Source organism: Christiangramia sp. 3-2217-3z (genome assembly GCF_051195275.1).
Classification (GTDB): Bacteria; Bacteroidota; Bacteroidia; order Flavobacteriales; family Flavobacteriaceae; genus Christiangramia; species Christiangramia marina.
Window position 1 is genome coordinate 12,764 of sequence record NZ_JBNJLI010000004.1, and the last position, 18,686, is coordinate 31,449.

The 18,686-nt window shown below is 38.2% G+C and carries 19 protein-coding genes and 1 pseudogene; 3 read left to right on the forward strand and 17 right to left on the reverse strand.

The genetic code is table 11. The features are described 5' to 3' along the window. Positions 1 to 30 precede the first annotated feature (30 nt). The 5 genes and pseudogenes from ACSHZO_RS08185 to ACSHZO_RS08205 form a co-directional block, all read right to left on the reverse strand. Positions 31 to 936 (reverse strand): annotated as a pseudogene (locus ACSHZO_RS08185) (glycoside hydrolase family 16 protein); the annotation flags it as partial. Then, positions 824 to 1,141 carry a hypothetical protein gene (locus ACSHZO_RS08190; protein WP_298246990.1) on the reverse strand — a complete coding sequence of 106 codons (318 nt, stop codon included), beginning with the start codon at positions 1,139 to 1,141 and terminating at the stop codon, positions 824 to 826. The pseudogene ACSHZO_RS08185 and the gene ACSHZO_RS08190, both read right to left, overlap by 113 nt. 79 nt (positions 1,142 to 1,220) lie before the next feature. Continuing rightward, a complete protein-coding gene (locus tag ACSHZO_RS08195; protein ID WP_295180041.1) occupies positions 1,221 to 1,754 on the reverse strand; it encodes an RsmD family RNA methyltransferase in 534 nt (177 codons plus the stop codon). Next, positions 1,751 to 2,593, reverse strand: a complete 843-nt coding sequence (locus ACSHZO_RS08200) for a DUF3822 family protein (RefSeq protein WP_298246991.1) — start codon at positions 2,591 to 2,593, stop codon at positions 1,751 to 1,753. Before ACSHZO_RS08200 ends, ACSHZO_RS08195 begins: the two co-directional genes overlap by 4 nt. Further along, on the reverse strand, positions 2,553 to 3,215 hold the full coding sequence (locus tag ACSHZO_RS08205) for a hypothetical protein (protein ID WP_298246992.1): 663 nt from the start codon (positions 3,213 to 3,215) through the stop codon (positions 2,553 to 2,555). The genes ACSHZO_RS08200 and ACSHZO_RS08205 overlap by 41 nt, the downstream gene beginning before the upstream one ends. A gap of 123 nt (positions 3,216 to 3,338) precedes the next feature. On the opposite strand from ACSHZO_RS08205, the gene ACSHZO_RS08210 reads away from it, so the two are divergent. Continuing rightward, positions 3,339 to 4,775: an ATP-dependent DNA helicase gene (locus ACSHZO_RS08210; RefSeq protein ID WP_298247273.1), complete on the forward strand. Its 1,437-nt coding sequence runs from the start codon at positions 3,339 to 3,341 to the stop codon at positions 4,773 to 4,775. Between the two features lie 27 nt (positions 4,776 to 4,802). After that, positions 4,803 to 5,555, forward strand: a complete 753-nt coding sequence (gene kdsB, locus ACSHZO_RS08215) for a 3-deoxy-manno-octulosonate cytidylyltransferase (protein WP_295180035.1) — start codon at positions 4,803 to 4,805, stop codon at positions 5,553 to 5,555. Here the strand turns inward: kdsB and ACSHZO_RS08220 are convergent. From ACSHZO_RS08220 to ACSHZO_RS08230, 3 genes are read right to left on the reverse strand one after another with little or no spacing between them, the layout of a single operon-like run. Further along, entirely contained in the window at positions 5,545 to 6,849 is a 1,305-nt protein-coding gene (locus ACSHZO_RS08220; RefSeq protein WP_298246993.1) for a cryptochrome/photolyase family protein, read from the reverse strand. The genes kdsB and ACSHZO_RS08220 overlap by 11 nt on opposite strands. Further along, positions 6,849 to 7,547 (reverse strand): SDR family NAD(P)-dependent oxidoreductase, encoded by a 699-nt coding sequence (locus tag ACSHZO_RS08225; protein WP_298246994.1) that lies wholly within the window; start codon positions 7,545 to 7,547, stop codon positions 6,849 to 6,851. Before ACSHZO_RS08225 ends, ACSHZO_RS08220 begins: the two co-directional genes overlap by 1 nt. Positions 7,548 to 7,552: 5 nt before the next feature. Next, positions 7,553 to 8,062, reverse strand: coding sequence for an SRPBCC family protein (locus ACSHZO_RS08230; protein ID WP_298246995.1), 510 nt, complete (start codon positions 8,060 to 8,062; stop codon positions 7,553 to 7,555). A gap of 161 nt (positions 8,063 to 8,223) precedes the next feature. Here ACSHZO_RS08230 and ACSHZO_RS08235 point away from each other — a divergent pair, with 161 nt between their 5' ends. Continuing rightward, on the forward strand, positions 8,224 to 9,069 hold the full coding sequence (locus ACSHZO_RS08235; RefSeq protein WP_298246996.1) for a DUF2911 domain-containing protein: 846 nt from the start codon (positions 8,224 to 8,226) through the stop codon (positions 9,067 to 9,069). A gap of 52 nt (positions 9,070 to 9,121) precedes the next feature. Here the strand turns inward: ACSHZO_RS08235 and ACSHZO_RS08240 are convergent, their stop codons facing one another. The 9 genes from ACSHZO_RS08240 to ACSHZO_RS08280 form a co-directional block, all read right to left on the reverse strand. Then, positions 9,122 to 10,093: a Gfo/Idh/MocA family protein gene (locus ACSHZO_RS08240; RefSeq protein ID WP_298246997.1), complete on the reverse strand. Its 972-nt coding sequence runs from the start codon at positions 10,091 to 10,093 to the stop codon at positions 9,122 to 9,124. Next, complete coding sequence (locus ACSHZO_RS08245) at positions 10,090 to 11,790, reverse strand: sodium:solute symporter (protein ID WP_298246998.1); 1,701 nt, start codon at positions 11,788 to 11,790, stop codon at positions 10,090 to 10,092. The genes ACSHZO_RS08240 and ACSHZO_RS08245 overlap by 4 nt, the downstream gene beginning before the upstream one ends. A 108-nt stretch (positions 11,791 to 11,898) precedes the next feature. After that, a complete protein-coding gene (locus tag ACSHZO_RS08250) occupies positions 11,899 to 14,388 on the reverse strand; it encodes a PIG-L family deacetylase (protein ID WP_298246999.1) in 2,490 nt (829 codons plus the stop codon). 68 nt (positions 14,389 to 14,456) lie between these two features. After that, positions 14,457 to 14,996 carry a mechanosensitive ion channel domain-containing protein gene (locus ACSHZO_RS08255; RefSeq protein ID WP_295180240.1) on the reverse strand — a complete coding sequence of 180 codons (540 nt, stop codon included), beginning with the start codon at positions 14,994 to 14,996 and terminating at the stop codon, positions 14,457 to 14,459. Next, entirely contained in the window at positions 14,996 to 15,883 is an 888-nt protein-coding gene (locus ACSHZO_RS08260; protein WP_298247000.1) for a septum formation inhibitor Maf, read from the reverse strand. Before ACSHZO_RS08260 ends, ACSHZO_RS08255 begins: the two co-directional genes overlap by 1 nt. Positions 15,884 to 15,907: 24 nt before the next feature. Next, complete coding sequence (locus tag ACSHZO_RS08265) at positions 15,908 to 16,495, reverse strand: Maf family nucleotide pyrophosphatase (protein WP_298247001.1); 588 nt, start codon at positions 16,493 to 16,495, stop codon at positions 15,908 to 15,910. A 2-nt stretch (positions 16,496 to 16,497) separates the two neighbouring features. After that, entirely contained in the window at positions 16,498 to 17,412 is a 915-nt protein-coding gene (locus tag ACSHZO_RS08270) for a geranylgeranylglycerol-phosphate geranylgeranyltransferase (protein WP_298247002.1), read from the reverse strand. Next, positions 17,413 to 17,928, reverse strand: coding sequence for a KdsC family phosphatase (locus ACSHZO_RS08275; RefSeq protein WP_298247003.1), 516 nt, complete (start codon positions 17,926 to 17,928; stop codon positions 17,413 to 17,415). Then, positions 17,912 to 18,673 carry a Rossmann-like and DUF2520 domain-containing protein gene (locus ACSHZO_RS08280; RefSeq protein ID WP_298247004.1) on the reverse strand — a complete coding sequence of 254 codons (762 nt, stop codon included), beginning with the start codon at positions 18,671 to 18,673 and terminating at the stop codon, positions 17,912 to 17,914. Before ACSHZO_RS08280 ends, ACSHZO_RS08275 begins: the two co-directional genes overlap by 17 nt. Between the last annotated feature and the right edge of the window lie 13 nt (positions 18,674 to 18,686).

Consider the following 18,686-nt stretch of genomic DNA (forward strand, 5'->3'; position numbering starts at 1 on the left):
AATTTGTTGGTACACCCGTACGTAATCGATCATGAATTTCTGCGGAAACTTTGAATCATCGATCTCACCAGCCCATTTTCCTCCAAGTGCGAAATTGATCAATATAAAGAATGGTTTCCTAAACGGATTGTTCCTGCTTCCGGCATCTGAAATTTTAAACGTATGGTAAACCATATTATCTACCAGAAATTGTATGCGATCTCTATTCCAGTCTACTGAATACACATGGAATTCTTCTGAAGCGTTAGGAACAAAAGTGGTGTCAGTTTTTGAAACAATCTCATTTTACTCATTCGCATAATGAACACTTCCATAAATTTCTCCCTGGTTTTTCCCAACGTGTTCCATAATATCGATCTCACCAGCTTCCGGGTACACTACGTCTTCGAAGTTTGAACCTAACATCCATATAGCTGGCCAGGATCCCGCTGCCTTTGGTAAACTAGCGCGAACATCTATTCGGCCATATTTGAAATCAAACTTTCCTGAGGTGTGAATGCTACCAGAAGTGTAATTAGTTTCCGGTGTGTTCATTCGATAATCTTTTATCTCAGGATCGTAATCTGGGTTTTCATAATACTCATTTCTGGCCGTTATGATCAGCTTGCCATTTCTAACACGTACGTTTTTCTTTCGTGAAGTATAATACTGTGCCTCCAGATTTCTTATGAACCCAGTCTCGTAACTCCATTTTTCCGGATCTGGTTTTCCAGATTTCTCAAATTCATCCTGCCATACCAGTTGCATTTTCTGAGCATTCATCATAGCGCTTGTAAAAAGTAGAATAGTAAACGTAGCGGTTAAATGTAACCCTCTAATACTTCTAATTTTGGGACAGAATTCCATTGGCCCAGGCAAGAGCTTCATATTTGTTATCAAACATCTCGAAAGGAATTGTTGCGAATTGTTTTTCAAAATTTGCAGTAAGAGCACCATCACTTTCACGTAGGACAATTGCGATCCCTATTAGAGATTTTCTCTGTATTAGATCAATATATATAACTGGGTTAACGTTATACTTGTTCTTCCTATTGCTAACATATACCCATTTTCTATCTCCAAAATGATCATAGAAGATCTCCCTCATTTCTTCGATCTGTTCCTTATCCAGAACCTGATCTTCTTTGATCGTCGAAATCACATATTGCTCATGTAGTTCAAGATCGGAATACGTGAGGCTAAGTATTCTTACCTAGTGTGTCATAGTATGAAGGTAATAATTATTCGAAGAAACTAAAAACGCTGCTTCCGTATTTTCTTTGATGACTATAATGAGAAAACTGACTTAGATCGGTGTGTTTGGAGTGTTCAATGATCAAGGCACCATCCTCGTTTAGTAGGTCACGATCAAAGATGATTTCGGCTATCTTTCCAAATTGATCGGTCGTAAAATCGTAGGGAGGGTCTGCAAATATTAGATCAGATTTCATGGCTCCTTTTTCAAGATATTTATAAACATCACTTTTAATGGCCATTATTGGAAGCTCCAGTTCTTCAGAAGTTTTTTTTATAAATTTAACGCAGTCAAAATGAGCATCTACGGCAGTTATATCTTTAGCGCCGCGGGAACCGAATTCAAATGCTAAATTCCCTGTTCCTGAAAATAGATCAAGTACTTTAAGCTCTGAAAGGTGATACTGATTATTCAGTATATTAAACAGCGCTTCTTTAGCCATATCTGTTGTAGGTCTCACTGGCAATTTGGCGGGAGCGGTAATCCGCCTCCCTTTATGCTTTCCTGATATAATTCTCATGATAGACTTTTAATAGTTAAATAATCGGCCAGTGGATACTTCGGCTTCGCTTCTTCGGAAAAACTGAAAGTATGGAATACGTCTAAAAAGGAAATATTTGTGATGTATCTGTACGCTATATTATATTCATCTGAATTCTTTTTGATATCACCCAGCAAGATCAATTCAACCTCTTGAGGTTCTAGTTCAAGTTGTTCCAGAGTAAATAGTAGGTAATAAATAAAATCCTCTTTAGTATCAAATTCAAAGCTATTAGCGAAGATCAACCTTGAATTTTGAATCACTACCAATTCGTAATGATGCAAATGAGTATGTAAATAAGCGATAGGCTTTTCCGAAGATTTTATTTTCAGTAAGCTATCAATAAGAATACTCAGACTATGCCGGTATTCAAATTCACCGAACATATCAAAAAAATAATTAATGATATTGGCGTAGGGGATATATACATTAACCAGTTCATTGTTGATCTGGTCATGAGCAATAAAGTCGGTTTTGAGGATCTTAGTATTAAACTTCAGAAAACTTACTGCCTGTTCTTCATCAAATAAATCTGAAGGAACCAGCGTGAAAAGTGTATTGGTAAAAAATAAACTTGCTTCCTGAACCGGTTGCTGTAGAATGGACTCTTCTTCAATAATAAGTTCTATCCTGGAAAGTACTTTTATAGGATCAAGTTGTTTCTCGAAGTCGAAACTTTTCAAATATTCGATTTCCTGGTGCTCTTTATCCAGAATACAAAAAGAAAGTCCATCCAGGCTAACCTGAATGGACATCTTTTTATTTGCTTTGAAATTACTAGTCGTTGTCGCTATCTCCACCATATCTGTCAAACCCATTACCACTGGTACTAACTTCTGTCATACTACCAACGCTAATGTATCTCCCGTTTACATCATCTACAGACTGTACTTCATTTTCCTGAAGAATTAGAGTTCTATCCTGATCTGATAGTACTACCGCTTTAGGAATTCTAGCCTCGAATACTGGAATTTTATTATCACCTTTTTGAATCGTACCTGCTCTAAGTTCGAACTTTTCGTTCACCCCTTCTACCGGAACATTCATCATAGTTTGATACCGCTCTTTGTTACCTTTAAACAATGAATCACTTACTGGTACGAAACCTAAAGTATCGATGATCACTTTCTCAATGTTCTTATCTACACCGTATGTTTTAGCATACTCCTCGTCTAGCATTACAGTATCACGTCTTTGAGTGATCGCAAATTCAGCAGTGTCAAGGAAACGAACCAGGCTATCCCAGTTACCAGTGAACTTTCCAGTTACTTCCTGATGTGCAAGCTCAGCAGCTCTGATATCCTTAAGATTTTTAATTACTTTGGTATATCTTTTTTCCTTAATCTTATTAAATTGTAGTGGTTCGTAAACCGCGTTGAAAGTAAGATATGCCAGGAAGATAATAACCAACCAAAGAAGTATCTGAATTACAAATCTCATGCTTTTAAAATTTAGTTTAGTTTAAAGGTTAATGGGTTACACGCAAATCTACAACTTTTTTTTATTCGTAAAAGTTTCTGTCATAAAAATCCATTAGTATCTTTGAGTTTTTACGCACTTTCTATGGATAAACCCACGCCGGATTCCTTCTTCAAATTACTTATTCAGGACCTTGAATTTCAACCAACCACAAAACAGGATATAGCATTACAGATGCTTTCTAAATTTGTGGTGGAAGGAGGGCGAGATAAGTTATTCTTACTGAAGGGTTTCGCTGGTACGGGTAAAACTACTATTATAAGTACGCTTACTAAGAACTTATGGAAGATACGAAAGTCCGGAATTCTACTGGCACCGACAGGAAGAGCTGCCAAAGTGATCTCCAATTACTCTAAAAAAGAAGCATTCACTATTCATAAGAAGATCTATTTTCCGAAGAAATCGGGAAATGGGGGTGTTCAATTTACTTTACAACCTAACAAACACAAGAACAGCCTGTTTATAGTGGATGAAGCATCCATGATCTCAGATGATGGTGGAAACTCCAAACTTTTCGAAAATGGATCTCTACTGGATGATTTAATCGAGTATGTCTATGCAGGACACAACTGTCAACTGATTTTAATTGGAGATACTGCGCAGTTACCACCTGTAAAAATGGATCTTAGTCCGGCACTTGAAGAAGAGAAATTGGGACTTAACTATAATAAGGAGGTTTCTTTTATTGAACTTGATGAAGTAGTAAGGCAAAGTGAAGGTAGTGATATTTTACATAATGCAACTCTTATCCGGGAAAGCCTGCAGGAGGAATTCTATGAAAGCTTTCAATTCGAGCTTTCTACAAATGCTGATGTGATTCGATTAACAGATGGATATGAGATCATGGATGCTATTCAGGATTCCTATGGTGAGAATGGACATGAAGATACTAGTATTATTGTACGGTCCAACAAACGGGCGAATATGTACAATCAACAAATAAGATCTCGAATTCTGTTTCAGGAAGATGAACTTTCTCCTGGCGATTATTTGATGGTAGTTAAGAATAATTATTTCTGGATCAAACCAACTAGTGAGGCCGGATTTATTGCCAATGGTGATATTGTAAAAGTGCTGGAGATCTTCGGATTTAAAGAATTGTACGGATTCAGATTTGCTGAAGTGCAGGTGCAAATGGTGGATTATCCTAAAATGAGTCCTTTTGAAACGGTGATTATGCTGGATACTCTAACTACAAATACACCTTCGCTTACTTACGAAGAATCAAACCGACTTTACGAAGAAGTAAAAAAAGATTACGCGCATGAAAGGTCCAAATACAAACAGTTCATGAATGTAAAGAACAATAAATACTTCAACGCTCTCCAGATTAAATTTTCTTATGCGATCACCTGTCATAAGTCCCAGGGTGGCCAGTGGAAAAATGTTTTTATCGAGCAACCTTATTTGCCAAACGGAGTAGGGAAGGAGTACCTAAGATGGTTGTATACTGCAATTACCAGAGCCCAGGAAAAATTATATCTCATTGGATTTGGGGACGATTTTTTCGCTGGCAAGTAATTCCTATTTTTACATAAAATTTCTTACATGCAAGATTCTTCTAAATTACGTGTTATTGCTATGATCCCAGCGAGATATGAAGCTTCCAGGTTTCCGGGTAAATTAATGCAGGATCTAAATGGACAAACGGTGATTGCCACAACCTATAAAGCTGCCAAGAGTACCGGGCTTTTCGACCAAGTTTATGTGGTGACAGATGATGATCGCATTTATGATGAAGTGATCAAAATTGGAGGTAAAGTAGTGCGTAGCCAAAAAGAACACGAATGCGGGAGTGATAGAATCGCTGAAGCTGTGGAAAACATGGATGTGGATATTGTGGTTAATGTGCAGGGAGATGAGCCATTTATTGACACCAATAGTTTAACGAAATTACTGGAAGTATTTCAGCAACCAGGTTCAGAAGCAATTGATCTGGCAAGTTTAAAAACTGAACTTAAAGAGCTGGAAGAAATCAATAATCCTAATAATGTAAAGGTGATCACCGGGAGAGATCAGTCTGCATTATACTTCTCAAGATTCCCTATTCCTTATCCAAGGGATACTTCGGTGGATACCGTTTACTATAAACATGTTGGAATTTACGCGTTTAGAAAATCTGCCTTAATGGATTTCTATCGTTTACCAATGCTGCCATTAGAAGCTTCAGAAAAGATAGAATGTATTCGTTATCTGGAGTATGGAAAGAAGATCAAAATGGTTGAAACCAGTGTAAAAAGTATTGGGATCGATACTCCGGAAGACCTGGAAAAGGCCAGAAAACTGCTAGCTAATTGCTAACAGCCTTCTTGTAAGTTTCCAGAGCTCTTTCACGAGCTTCTTTATGATCTACCATTTTCTCAGGATAATCATCGGTTCCAAATTCCGGGACCCACTCCTTAATATATTCGTGGTCCTTATCATACTTATCAATTTGAGTGGTAGGGTTAAAAATCCTGAAGTATGGAGTTGCATCCACACCACTTCCAGCAATCCACTGCCAGTTACCAACATTTGATGACATTTCATAGTCTAATAGCTTTTCAGCAAAATAGGCTTCACCCCATCGCCAGTCAATAAGCAAATGTTTACAAAGAAAGGAACCTACTAACATTCTAACCCGGTTATGCATGAAACCAGACTTATTCAATTGTCGCATTCCAGCATCCACTAAAGGATAACCGGTTTCTCCTTTTTTCCATTTTTCAAATTCCTCCTTATTATTACGCCACTTTATCCGGTCGTACTTAGATTTAAAAGCATCGGTCACAGTATCTGGATAGTGATATAGAATTTGCATGAAAAATTCTCTCCAAACTAATTCCTCGAGAAAGGTTTTGTTGTGTTCTTTATTTGCATCCCGAACCATTTGACGCACGCTTACCGTACCAAAACGCAAATGTGGACCTAGTCTTGAAGTTCCTTCCACAGCTGGAAAATTACGTTTGCCTTCGTAATCTTTGATCAAACCCGGAGTAACCTGGTAATCTGGAACTTTCAAATCTGATTCCTTAAAACCAATGACACTTAAGCTTAAATTAGGCAGTCTGCTATTTTCGTAAAAATTATCCATGAATCTGGTCGTATAGTGAAAATCGAGATCCTTTTTTTTGAACTCTTCCATCCAGAGATTCTTGTAAGGAGTATAAACTTTGTAGGGATCGCCGTCACCTTTAACCACTTCATCTTTTTCAAAAATCACCTGATCTTTGAAATCACAGAATTCGATCTCTTTCTTTTCCAGTAATTCTAAAATCTCCTTGTCACGCTCCTTGGCATAAGGTTCATAATCACGATTGGTGAAAACCTTCTTTATGTCATAAGATCTCAGTAGCTCCTGAAATATCTTTTCAGGCTTACCATGGTACATCGCAATAGAGCTTCCGTATTTATCCTGAAGCTCATCACGCATTTTCTGAAGGTTCTCGAAAATAAAAGTCACCCGGGCATCGTCCTCGGGAAGCTTATCAAGAATTTCAGAATCAAAAATAAAAATAGGCAGCACAGGATGGTCATCCCGCAATGCTGCCTTCAATCCCGCATTGTCATCTAATCTAAGATCCCTTCGGAACCAGAAAATATTCACTGTTTTCATTAATTAATGTTTAATGTAGAGAGACCTCCATCTACTCCTAATACCTGCCCGGTGATCCATGAACTTTTTTCAGTAAGTAAGAATCCGGCAAGGTTAGCAATATCTTTTGCCTGTCCAACCCTTTTTAAAGGATGACGCTGATCCATTTTCTTTCTCTTATCATCACTGGAAAGTAATTTTTCTGCTAGTGGTGTATCTGTAAGCGAGGGAGCTATAACATTTACTCTGAAATTTGGTGCATACTCCGCCGCTAAGGATTTAGCAAAACCTTCAATAGCACCTTTTGCTGCTGCAACGCTGGTATGAAATGGCATTCCAACTTTTACCGCTACAGTACTAAAGAAAACAAGACTTGCCTGATCAGATTTTTTTAATTTAGGTAATAATCCGTGAACTGCACGTACAAGTCCGAAGAAATTAAGATTCATCTCTTTTTCAAAACTCTCAGGTTTCATCATTTTGAAAGGTTTCAGATCAATAGATCCTGGGCAATAAACCAGTCCGTCGATTTGCTCCGGAAGATCTATTTCTGAAATATCATTTTCCAATACATCAAATTCAAAATGCTTAACTTGATCTGTGTCCAGATCTCCTTTGGATCTCGAAAGAGCGTAAATCTCATGATCTGCCTTTAGCATTTCTGAAATTTCATTTCCTATTCCACTACTTCCTCCTATAATAACTATATTCTTTCTCATAATGATTAGTTTAAAATATCGTGTTTCTGAGTCTGGATTTGCGTTTCTGGTTCAGAATACTCCCCATATAGCTCAATAAGTTTTTGTCTTCTATAATCAAAGATCTCTTTAAGCTTAGGCTTTACTAGTAGTGGATGAGCCAGACGTCCAAGAAAACCCATAGGAAGTTTGTAATCCACTATATCTTCCATTTCCACACCACCTGGTATTTCCTTGATAAAATGTTTATGGTGCCATAGAGCGTATGGTCCAAATCTTTGTTCGTCTATAAAGAATTCATGATCACGAACCTGTGTGATCTCTGTAACCCATTTTGTCTTAATACCGGCGACGGGTGTTACTATATATTGAATTAACTGACCTGGATACATGGGTCTATCTGCTCCTGAAAGTATTTTGAAGCCCATATAATCTGGAGTAATGATCTTAAGGTTTCTTGGATCTGATAAAAACTGCCAGGCTTCTTCCCCAGAAATAGGTAGATTTTGTTTGCTTTTCAGGGTATAAATTTTCATCAGATATATTTTTTATAAAATTACACGCAAAGTTGTTTAAAGTAAAATATAAACAGTTAAACAAAATGTAAATCTGAGAATTATAGATCATTCAGTCTTGATTATCTTTTTATTTAGTTAGCTGAATAAACCTATCTTTATTAAAATTTAAACTACTACATATGAAAAAATTATTAGCATTTGCTTTAGTACTTTGCACTGGCTTTTCAGGCTTCGCACAGGTTGAAGCACCACAACCAAGTCCGCTTGGAAAAATGGAACAAAAAGTTGGGTTAACCGATATCACGCTTGAATATTCCAGGCCTGCAATGAGAGGGCGTACGATTTTTGGGGATTTGGTACCTTTTGACAAGGTTTGGAGAACTGGCGCAAACCTGAACACTATCATTACATTTTCTGATGATGTAAAAATAGGAGGTAAGGAACTGGCTAAAGGTTCGTATGCTATCTACACGAAACCTCAAAAAGACCAATGGACAGTGATGTTCTACGAAACAACCAATAACTGGGGAGTGCCTCAGGAGTGGGATGAATCTAAAGTTGCCCTAACAGCTACTGCAGCCGTAGAGGAGATGCCTTTCAAAATGGAGACTTTCACGATCGTGATCGACGAACTAAAAAATGATTCGGCAAATCTTAACTTTCTATGGGAGAATACCGTAGCTATACTGGAAATTGAAGTTCCTACAGATAATCGTACCATGGCTAGCATAGATAAGGTGATGAATGGACCAACGGCTCAGGATTATTTCGCTGCTGCATCTTATTATCACGAAGCCGGAAAAGATATGGAGAAAGCATATACCTGGGTTAAAAAGGCGAACGAGATGAGTGAAGGTAAAGCATACTGGATGCTTAGAAGACAATCATTAATCGAAGCTGAAATGGGTAAAACTAAGGAAGCTATTGCCACTGCAAAAAAATCTCTTTCTGCTGCAGAAGCTGCAAACAATGCAGATTATGTGAAAATGAATAAAGAATCAATCGCTGAGTGGGAAGCGAAATAAGCTGAAGACACTATGTATTGAAAAAGGCTTCAGTTCGAACTGAAGCCTTTTTTTAATATTCCAATTTAATCTCTTTCCTGATGGAATCCAGCAATTGCATTAATTCCAGGGTGTTTTCTGTAGACCAGATATCACTTTCGGTTTTATTATTCAGAAGCATTTCTCCTACATGCTCCGCTTCGTATGTGTAGCCATTATTTTCTACTCCGTAATCACGCACTTCATGCTTACCATCTTTATGAGTAGTGATCGATGTTGGCTCATGGAACCTTGAATTCATGATCACTTTAGATTCTTCAAATTCGAGGATAGCTTCAGTAGGAGTTTTTTCCTTAAAAGTTGAAGTAAGCCCTACATCAATATCCTGGTCATAATGAAATTTGATATCACAGGATTCGTCAACTCCTGTTTCTGCTAATTGCGCTTCCGCAGTGATTCTATTGGGCATACCGAGTAAACGATAGGCAAGAAATACGGGATAGATTCCAATATCAAGAAGACTACCGCCTCCAAGGGATTTATTAAACAGTCTTTTAGTTTCGTCAAATTCTGCAGGAAACCCGAAGTCTGCTTTTAAAGATTTTAGTTTTCCATACTCCTTATTTTTAAACTTGGTTTCCAAGTCACGAAAGTGAGGTAGAAAGGCGGTCCAGAGTGCTTCCATGATAAAAATATTCTTTTCCCTGGCCAGGCTTATCATCTCGTTCGCCTGCTTATAATTCAAAGCAAATGGTTTTTCACAAAGTACTGCTTTACCATGCTCGATACATTTGATAGCGAGTTCATGATGGAAGGCATGGGGTGTCGCGATATAAACTACCTGTACCTGTTCATCTTTTAATAGCTCTTCATAGCTGCCATAAGATTTCTCTGCTTCAAACTCTGATGCGAATTCTTCCGCTTTGTTTAGATCACGACTTGCTACTGCATAAAGTTCAGCATTAGAAGCATGTTGTAATCCATCACAGAATTTTCCAGCGATCTTTCCAAGACCCAGAATTCCCCATTTTATTTTTTGACTCATGTTGTGCTTACTTGAGGTTTATCATTTCGAAAAAGTTGAATAAGTAGCGCTATGGACATTACCAATACACATCCTAGAACATTCAACCATAAGTAGGGCATTATATTCATTTTAAAAACAATGATCACGATGATCTGTGTAATGATCGCTGCTATAAAAACGGCATTGCTGCGTACATATTTTATAAAAAATGCTAGTAGGAAGATACCTAGTACATTTCCATAAAAGATACTTCCAATGATGTTTACTAACTGAATTAAATTATCAAATAGATCAGCAAGACTAGCAAACAGGATCGCGATAGCTCCCCACATTAATGTAAACCATTTGGAAGCTGCCAGGTAATGCTCATCACTTTTATTCTCTTTATGATTTCTACGGTATAGATCGATCACGGTGGTGGACGCCAGCGCATTCAATTCTGAAGCAGTGGAAGACATTGCAGCCGATAAAATCACGGCAAGGAGTAATCCAATAAATCCCCTCGGAAGATTGTTCAGAATAAAATGAATAAATACGTAATCTTTATCATTGCTTTCTGCTTTCACATCTGAAGCATCTATAAAAGTCTTTGCTTCCTCCCGAATTTCGAACTGTTTTTTCTCAAGATTCGAGTATTGTTCTCTAAAATTTGCAGTTTCAGTTTCATCCAGAGAAGTTCTCGAGGCGTATTCGAGTCCCAGTTCCTTTTTCTTCTCCTGAACATCATCATGCTCCAGCATAAGATCTTTGTACTGCTCGGCATAATTTGAATTTAAAACAGTTTCGGTCGCTGCTGGATTAAAATTTAAGGGAGCAGGATTGAATTGATAAAAGACAAAAACCATAACTCCAACCAGAAGTATAAAGAACTGCAACGGTACTTTCAGGAGTCCGTTAAAGATCATTCCTAACTGACTTTCCCTGACAGATCCACCAGATAAATAGCGTTGTACCTGGCTTTGATCTGTTCCGAAGTAGGAGAGCATAAGGAAGGTACCACCAATGATTCCACTCCATATCGTGTACCTGTTGTTAAAATCGAAACTAAAATCGAGAACATCCATTTTACCACTGGTGCCAGCAATTTCCAGCGCTTTCGTAAAGGTGACTTCCTCTGGCAGGTAACTAAGAATTATGAAAAAGGCAACGAACATACCTGTGAGGATAACGGCCATTTGCTGTTTATGAGTGACACTTACCGCTTTAGTTCCTCCTGATACCGTGTAGATTATTACCAGTACTCCAATTGCGATGGTAAGATAGGTAAGGTTCCAGCCCAGAACCGCTGAAAGAACGATTGCCGGTGCAAAAATGGTGATCCCTGCCGCCAGTCCACGCTGAATTAAGAATAGTATAGCGGTTAAAGTTCTTGTTTTCTGATCAAAACGTGACTCCAGATATTCATAGGCTGTATAAACCTTTAATCTGTGGTAGATAGGAATAAATACAATACAAATAATAACGATTGCAATAGGAAGGCCAAAATAGAACTGTACAAATCCCATTCCATCATGGTACGCCTGTCCCGGAGTTGATAGAAAGGTAATCGCACTGGCCTGGGTTGCCATTACAGATAAGCCGATGGTCCACCATCTGGCGTCTTTGCCACCTCCAACATAATCTTCAACATTCGAACTTCCGCGAGACTGGTAAACTCCATACCATACTATAAACGCGATCGTACCAATTAGAATGATCCAGTCTATTAATTCCATATTAGGCGAATAGGTTCATGATTAAATAGAAAATAACGATATAAAGAACGTTAGCGATAAGGACGATCGTATAACTTTTCTTCCACTGGTATTTTTCTGGCTTTTCCATTATTTTCCTAGAGAGATCATATTAGCAAAAAGTCGATATGCTCCCGGAACTGCCTCAGGAAATTGTCTGAAAAAACTAAGTCCTGTATAGATATAATATCCTTTTCCATATCTTGCGACCAGTAAACTTCCTGAAGATGGCTCTTCATTAGGATCATTCATATATAAAGGAGCTTCAAATTCTGCTGACCAGGAATCGGCGAAGTATAAACCTCTTTCCTGCACCCAATTCTTGAAATCTGAACTTCCCAGTTTATTCGGGGAATTTAAGAGCTCGTGCTCAGGCAGGTTGAAACCGACTTCCGCATTTTCATTGGTCACTCTATCCCGAGAAAGCTGCAGGTTGAAAGGAGCGATCTGGTCTGTAACTAGTCCGCGATTGGTATTGTATTGTACAATAAGATTCCCGCCTTCTACTACGTATTTGAAAAGTTGTTTTTTCTGAAATTTAAGATCCTCAATAATATTGAAGGCTCGAATTCCAAGAACCACGGCGTCATATTTTTTTAATGAATTCACATTAATTGTTGATGGATTGAGCATGTCGACCTTGTAACCCATCTGGCGTATCGCTTCCGGTACGACGTCACCGGCTCCGGCAATGTAACCTACAATTTCACCTTTTTTCTTGATATCTAATTTAACCAGTTCCAGCTTTGATTTTTGAATGAGGTTCTGCCCGGGAATATAATCGTAGTCGATACTAACAACATTATGATCAAATCGATTATTTTCGGTCTCGAGGACTGGATTTAATGTTATTTCACTTTGACCTTCAGGAGGAAAAATCGAAAATTTAAAGGTTTGTGTGCCACCTTTTGGCGCAATGTTTACTTTAAATTCAGCTGGTTTAATGCTCCAGTCTTTTTCGGATTTTAATTTTAAAATTCCCGAGAGGTCAGCCTGGTTGGCTTGAATCGTGATCTCAGCAGTTTTAGATTCCGAAGAATTAAAAACAAGAATATCTTCGTGTAAATTGAGTTCAGCCTTCGGGATAACCTTAAAATTCTCATAAGTTTCTCCGGAAACCGGGTCGTTGAATTTGTAAAGGATCGGTTTTTCAAAAGTTATTGGCTCGCCATTAATTTCAAGCTTGAATATTGCTTTATTCTGAAGTGGTGTTTGAGGTAAACCTCGAAGATTTTGATCATCTACTTTATACATCCCAATGGAACCTTCAAATTTTAACCAGTATGGATTAGTGAAATCTGCATTTTCCGGAAGTCGGAATTCCAATTTCTCATTCCAGGATGAATTGTTATTTAAATTTTCTGCTGTTTCTGTTTTCGTATTATTCGGAACAAGCTCTACGGAAATTAATTTCACCTGAGCAGCACTTCTATTGATCGCTTCCAGTTTTATAGGAACTTCTTCTGAAGGTGTTACGGAAGCTCGATCTGCAATGGCTTCCAGATAAAGTCCGGAACTGGCATAAATGATATCCTTGATCTCCCGCGTTTTAATCTCCCGCCAGTGTTTATCCTGAAGATCCTGAATGAGATGGTAAGCTTTCAGAAGCTCTGGGAGAATTTTAGAAGGATCTTCAAAATCAAAATTCTCCTGAACCTTGGTTAAAATAGAACCAATTTCTTTCCCTCCCTGAATTCTATTCCAGCTGGTATCAATTCCGTCGAAAATATTAGTTTCATCTGTCGGCATTTCACCTTTGATAAGCTCGATATACTCCATTTGCTTGCCGCGACTTCCGGTACTTCCAAAACCCTGTGATTTATGCTGACTTCTACTAAGACTTGCGATCTCTGGATTAGAGAGTCCTTTCATGGGAAAGTACGTTCCGGTATCGAACCTGAGGAATCCCGATTTATCAGTTTCCTCAAATGCTTCGGTGCCACCATAGAACCATGGAGAGGTGTTAAAGAAAAGTCTCTTTGGATCGTAGGTCCCGACCAATTCAAGCTGATTCTTAAACTTGCTTGCATCACCGGCCATTTCAAAAGCTTCCAGGCTTAACATAGCAGAAGAAGTATGGTGCCCGTGAGTGCTTCCTGGCGTACGATGATCAAACCTGTTAATGATCACATCTGGTCTGAATTTTCGGATAATCCATACAACATCACTAAGAACCTCATTTTTGTTCCAGATTTCCAGCGTTTCTGATGGAGTTTTGGAATAGCCAAAATCATTAGCACGGGTAAAGAATTGCTCTCCGCCATCGATTTTTCTGGCAGCAAGTAATTCCTGAGTTCTTATCATCCCGAGTTGCTCTCTTAATTCTGGTCCAACAAGGTTTTGACCGCCATCACCTCTTGTTAAGGAGAGGTAAGCAGTTCTGGCATTCACTTCATTTGAGAAATGAGAAATCAACCTGGTGTTTTCATCATCTGGATGAGCTGCCACATAGAGAACAGAACCTAAAAAGTTTAGTTTCTGTATTTCTGAATATATATCTGAAGAACTCCATTTTTCAGGAGCCTGTGCATTGGAGAAAGTAAAGCCTAGTAAGAATAGGGTAAAAAGTATTTTCCGCATTGAATAATAGGTTTCATCAAATATAAAAGATTTCACATCGTCCTGAAGCCTATTTTAGATCTTTTAGGTTAGAGAGCATCTTTTCCTTCGTCTTTGCCATCTACGCGATGCTTAAGAGTAACCGCTTTTTGTAGAATAAGGTTGTTAGGATAGGTGACAAGTTCTCCTTCCCGTGTTCGAAGATGAAGATGGAAAGCCTTAATATCCTCGATCTCTGCCTCAATATCCAGATCCTTATCGTGGATCTTGATAGTATCACCTATCTTATATGGAAAGGAAAAGAATAGAATGATTCCGCTGGTTACATTGCTCAAAATAGACCAGATGGCGAACAATGCAACTCCAATTACCGCGAATACAGATGAGAAGATCAATGATAGATCTGTCAATCCAACACCCCAGGCGAGCGCCAGCAGGAATGCCGCGATAAGAATGATAAGAATATTAATGTATTTAAACATTAACCTGGTGCGGGTGATGTTAATCTCGCCTCTACGACCTACCTTGTTCGCGGCCGTTCTCAGTAAAAATTGTATTAGAAGTAAAATAAATAGTACTGCAAGTGAATACAGTAATTCATAGCGGTAGGTGAGAAGTAATTCCTTCATTAATCTAGTTCTAATTTCTCGCGCAAATGTAAATCTTTATTCGAATTTTTATTCCAGTAATCGGTTCTTAATCTTGCTTTTTTCGTGGCAGTGGTCGTTAAAATTTCTGCATTAGGACTATTGTCTACTGGAGCTGATTCTTCCCATTTTTCAATAGTAAAAGGAGGTATTTTATTAAGATAAATCTTTATGGTTCGATTTAATTGCGGATAGTACAACTGGTAGATATGATGCTGCTCACTGGTAAGAAATTGTCCTTCAGCATGTAATGCACTTACAGGTAGATGATTCAGTCTTAAAAATTCCAATGATGGCAGCATCTTAAATGATCCTACCGGAATACGATCAAGATCAATTCTTAGTAAATTCCATATCTCGTTTTCTAGATGAATGGGATTTAATTTTAAATACTGATCTGCTTCTCCGGCGAAATAGGAGTGACTGGTTATATCAAAATCTTCCCGGTTATTTAATTGCATATAAACCTGGCCGCACCACTCCTGTACTGAAGTTGAAATTTTTAGCGCATGTTCATTTCCGTCGAGTGGAAAGAAACTGCTTTGCATAATACTGTAAGGATAGATACCTGTATTGAAATTCTTGGTGCTGTTCAGTTTGAGAACAGAAACTTTGTTGAAAGATTCATCGCTTGATTTCACCTGTTCTGTTGCCGAAAAGTCTTCAGTTACATAAATAAGGGTGGCGGTGCCTTTTCGTAGTTCACCGTACCGGGATTGTTCGAGATCGTAAGTTGTAATTTCTGCTTTTCCGGAATACCAGTAGTCCTTAAAATCTTCAGTTAATCTGAATTCGTTTCCGTAGGATTCCCTGTCTGCACAGGAAATGATAAGCATTGAAATCGCGAAAAGTGTAAGGTATCGTTTCATCGTTATGATGATAATTTACGAATTTTACTGTTTAAGTATGCGTTTCAGGGTTTTATAGACCAGATTCGTAGGTAAACCGACCACATTAAAGTAGCTTCCGCTAATAGATTCGATCCCAATCAAACCTATCCATTCCTGTATGGCATAACCACCAGCTTTATCGAAAGGTTTATAATTAGCTACGTAGAACTCAATCTCTTCTCGCGTAAGATCTGCAAATGTTACTTTGGTGGTGTAATTTAGAACTTCCTGCTTACTTCTGTAAGTAAAGCATACCGAAGTAATGACTTCGTGTTCTTTACCTGTAAGCATGTTGATCATTTCCACGGCGTGATCATGATCTCTTGGTTTTCCAAGTGCCTTAGCATCACAATACACAATGGTATCACTCGTAATCAATATCTGGTTTGCTTTTAGATCTTTGAATGGTTCTGCCTTTAATTTTGAAAGAAAATCTGTGATCTCTCTGCCTTCTAGATTTTCGGGGTAGATCTCGTCTACAGAGCGGACATCTATGGTCACAGGAATTAGAAGATCTTCGAAAAACTTCTGTCTTCTGGGCGAGCCTGAAGCAAGAATAATCTCGTGGTCATTTATTAAATTCTGGATCATAGTTAAAGGATTATAAATTGTAATAGGCCTATAGATAGTAAACCGAAAAATAATACAGCTTTTAAAAGTTTACTTAACCTTGAGTATTCAGATTTTTTTGATGCTGTCCAGATATTTACCTGGAAGAATAGTAGTGGAGCGAGCAAAAGAAATAATGCGTAGACCACAGCAGCCGTGTTTCCGAAGAGATATTCATAAACATAATAGATCAGGAAACCTATAGGTGCAAGACCTAATAAGAACAATATCTGATTTGTGCGTTTTTTACCAAGAGCGATAGGCAATGTCTTATAACCGGCGTTGTAATCTCCATCAATATCCTCCTGATCCTTTACGATTTCACGAAGCAAATTCACCAGGAATGCGAAGATGGAATAATCGATCAAAATAGAGAATATCGTGGATAGTGTAGTTTGATTCAGCGGAGTGATCGCAGGTAGCAGATCATAAAGTCCAACACCAATTGGGATCAGGCCTACAATAAGGCTTACCAGAATGTTTCCTATAAGAATGCTTTGCTGAAACTGGGAATTGTAGAGGTATAAAATTGCCGAGCCAAATATAAAGAATGCTGCAAAACCCGGAACACCAACCATATTGGAAACGTAAAATCCTAAGCCAACACCAATAATGCTCAATACGAAGAACATGCGGTATGCACTTTTTTCAGAAATACCGCTTTGAATATAGGTTTTGGATGGCTTATTTTTTTGATCGGCTTCTACATCAAAAATATCATTGATCACGTAGCCAGAAGCCGCAACCGAAACTACTGCCAGTACCAACATGAAAAATCCAAATAAGTTTAAGGTGATCGCCACACCAAACGGCGCGAACAAACCATATTTAATAAGATACATGGTAAGGGCAATAAACAGCAAATTTCCTGGCCTTATCAGCTTCAAATAATCCAGCATTTATGAATTCTTTTCCATCCATTTTCCCTGAACTTTCATCACTTGCTCGATCACGTCACGAACACAGCCTTCCCCGCCATTTTTATGAGATACATACAACGAAATTTCCTTTAATTCTGCAACTGCATCCTGAGGGCAACAAGGCAATCCCACTAATTTCATAGGATAGTAATCTGGAATATCATCACCCATGTATAAGACCTGCTCCGGTTTAATGTCGTAAATGTCAAAGAATTCATCCATTTGCTCCACTTTATCGTCCACTCCAAGATAAATATCGGTAATACCAAGCCCACGAAGTCGCTCGCGAACCCCTTCATTTTTACCGCCACTAATAATACATACGGTAAATCCAGCTTTTAGAGCCATTTTCATAGCATAACCATCCTTGGTATTCATAGTTCTTAAAAGCTCGCCTTTGGTTGAAATCTGTAATGAACCATCGGTTAATACGCCATCAACATCAAATACGAACGTAGTGATTTGGTTGAGGTATTCTTTATAACTTTTTTCCATGTGTTTTTTGAATAGAGTCGGTTAGTGCTTTATAAATTATTTGTCGGTTCTCATTCAGCATTTGTAAATGAGTTTCAATTGTTTTTTCGTCGTTTCTCAGGGCTGGACCAGTTTGAGCGTCATATGGTGGCAGATCCTGAATCTTATCGAAAGTCTCCTGAATAAGCGGCCTTAAAATATCAAATGGTAATTCGTTTTCATGGCAATAATCTGCCGCTATGGTAAACAGGTGATTTGTGAAATTGTTCACGATCACTGCGGAAAGGTGCAAGGCTCGTCGTTGTTCCGAATTTACCTCGAAAACCTTTGAAGATATTATATTTCCTAACTCCTTCAGTTTCGCAAGATTTTCTTCTGAATTAGCCTCGATACAAAGAGGAATATCTGAAAAACTTACTTCCTTATTTTTACTGAAGGTTTGCAATGGATAGAATATTCCGAAGTTATCTAACATCGATAAATTATCCATCGCTACACTGCCGGAAGTATGAACTACAAGTCCCTTGTTAATACTTAATTTTTGAGCGACCTCAGAAATTGCTTCATCGCGCACCGCAAGAATGTAAATATCTGCTTCAGCCAGCTTAGCGTAATCACTTATGACTTCAGTAGTATTTCCAATAAATTCTAATTTTTCCGGTTTCCGGCTAAACAATTGTATCACATCAACTTCAGGCGTTAACTTGAAGCTTTGGTACAGGTGAATGCCAACATTGCCGGCACCCAGGATTACTACTTTTATCATGCCGCTAAATTAC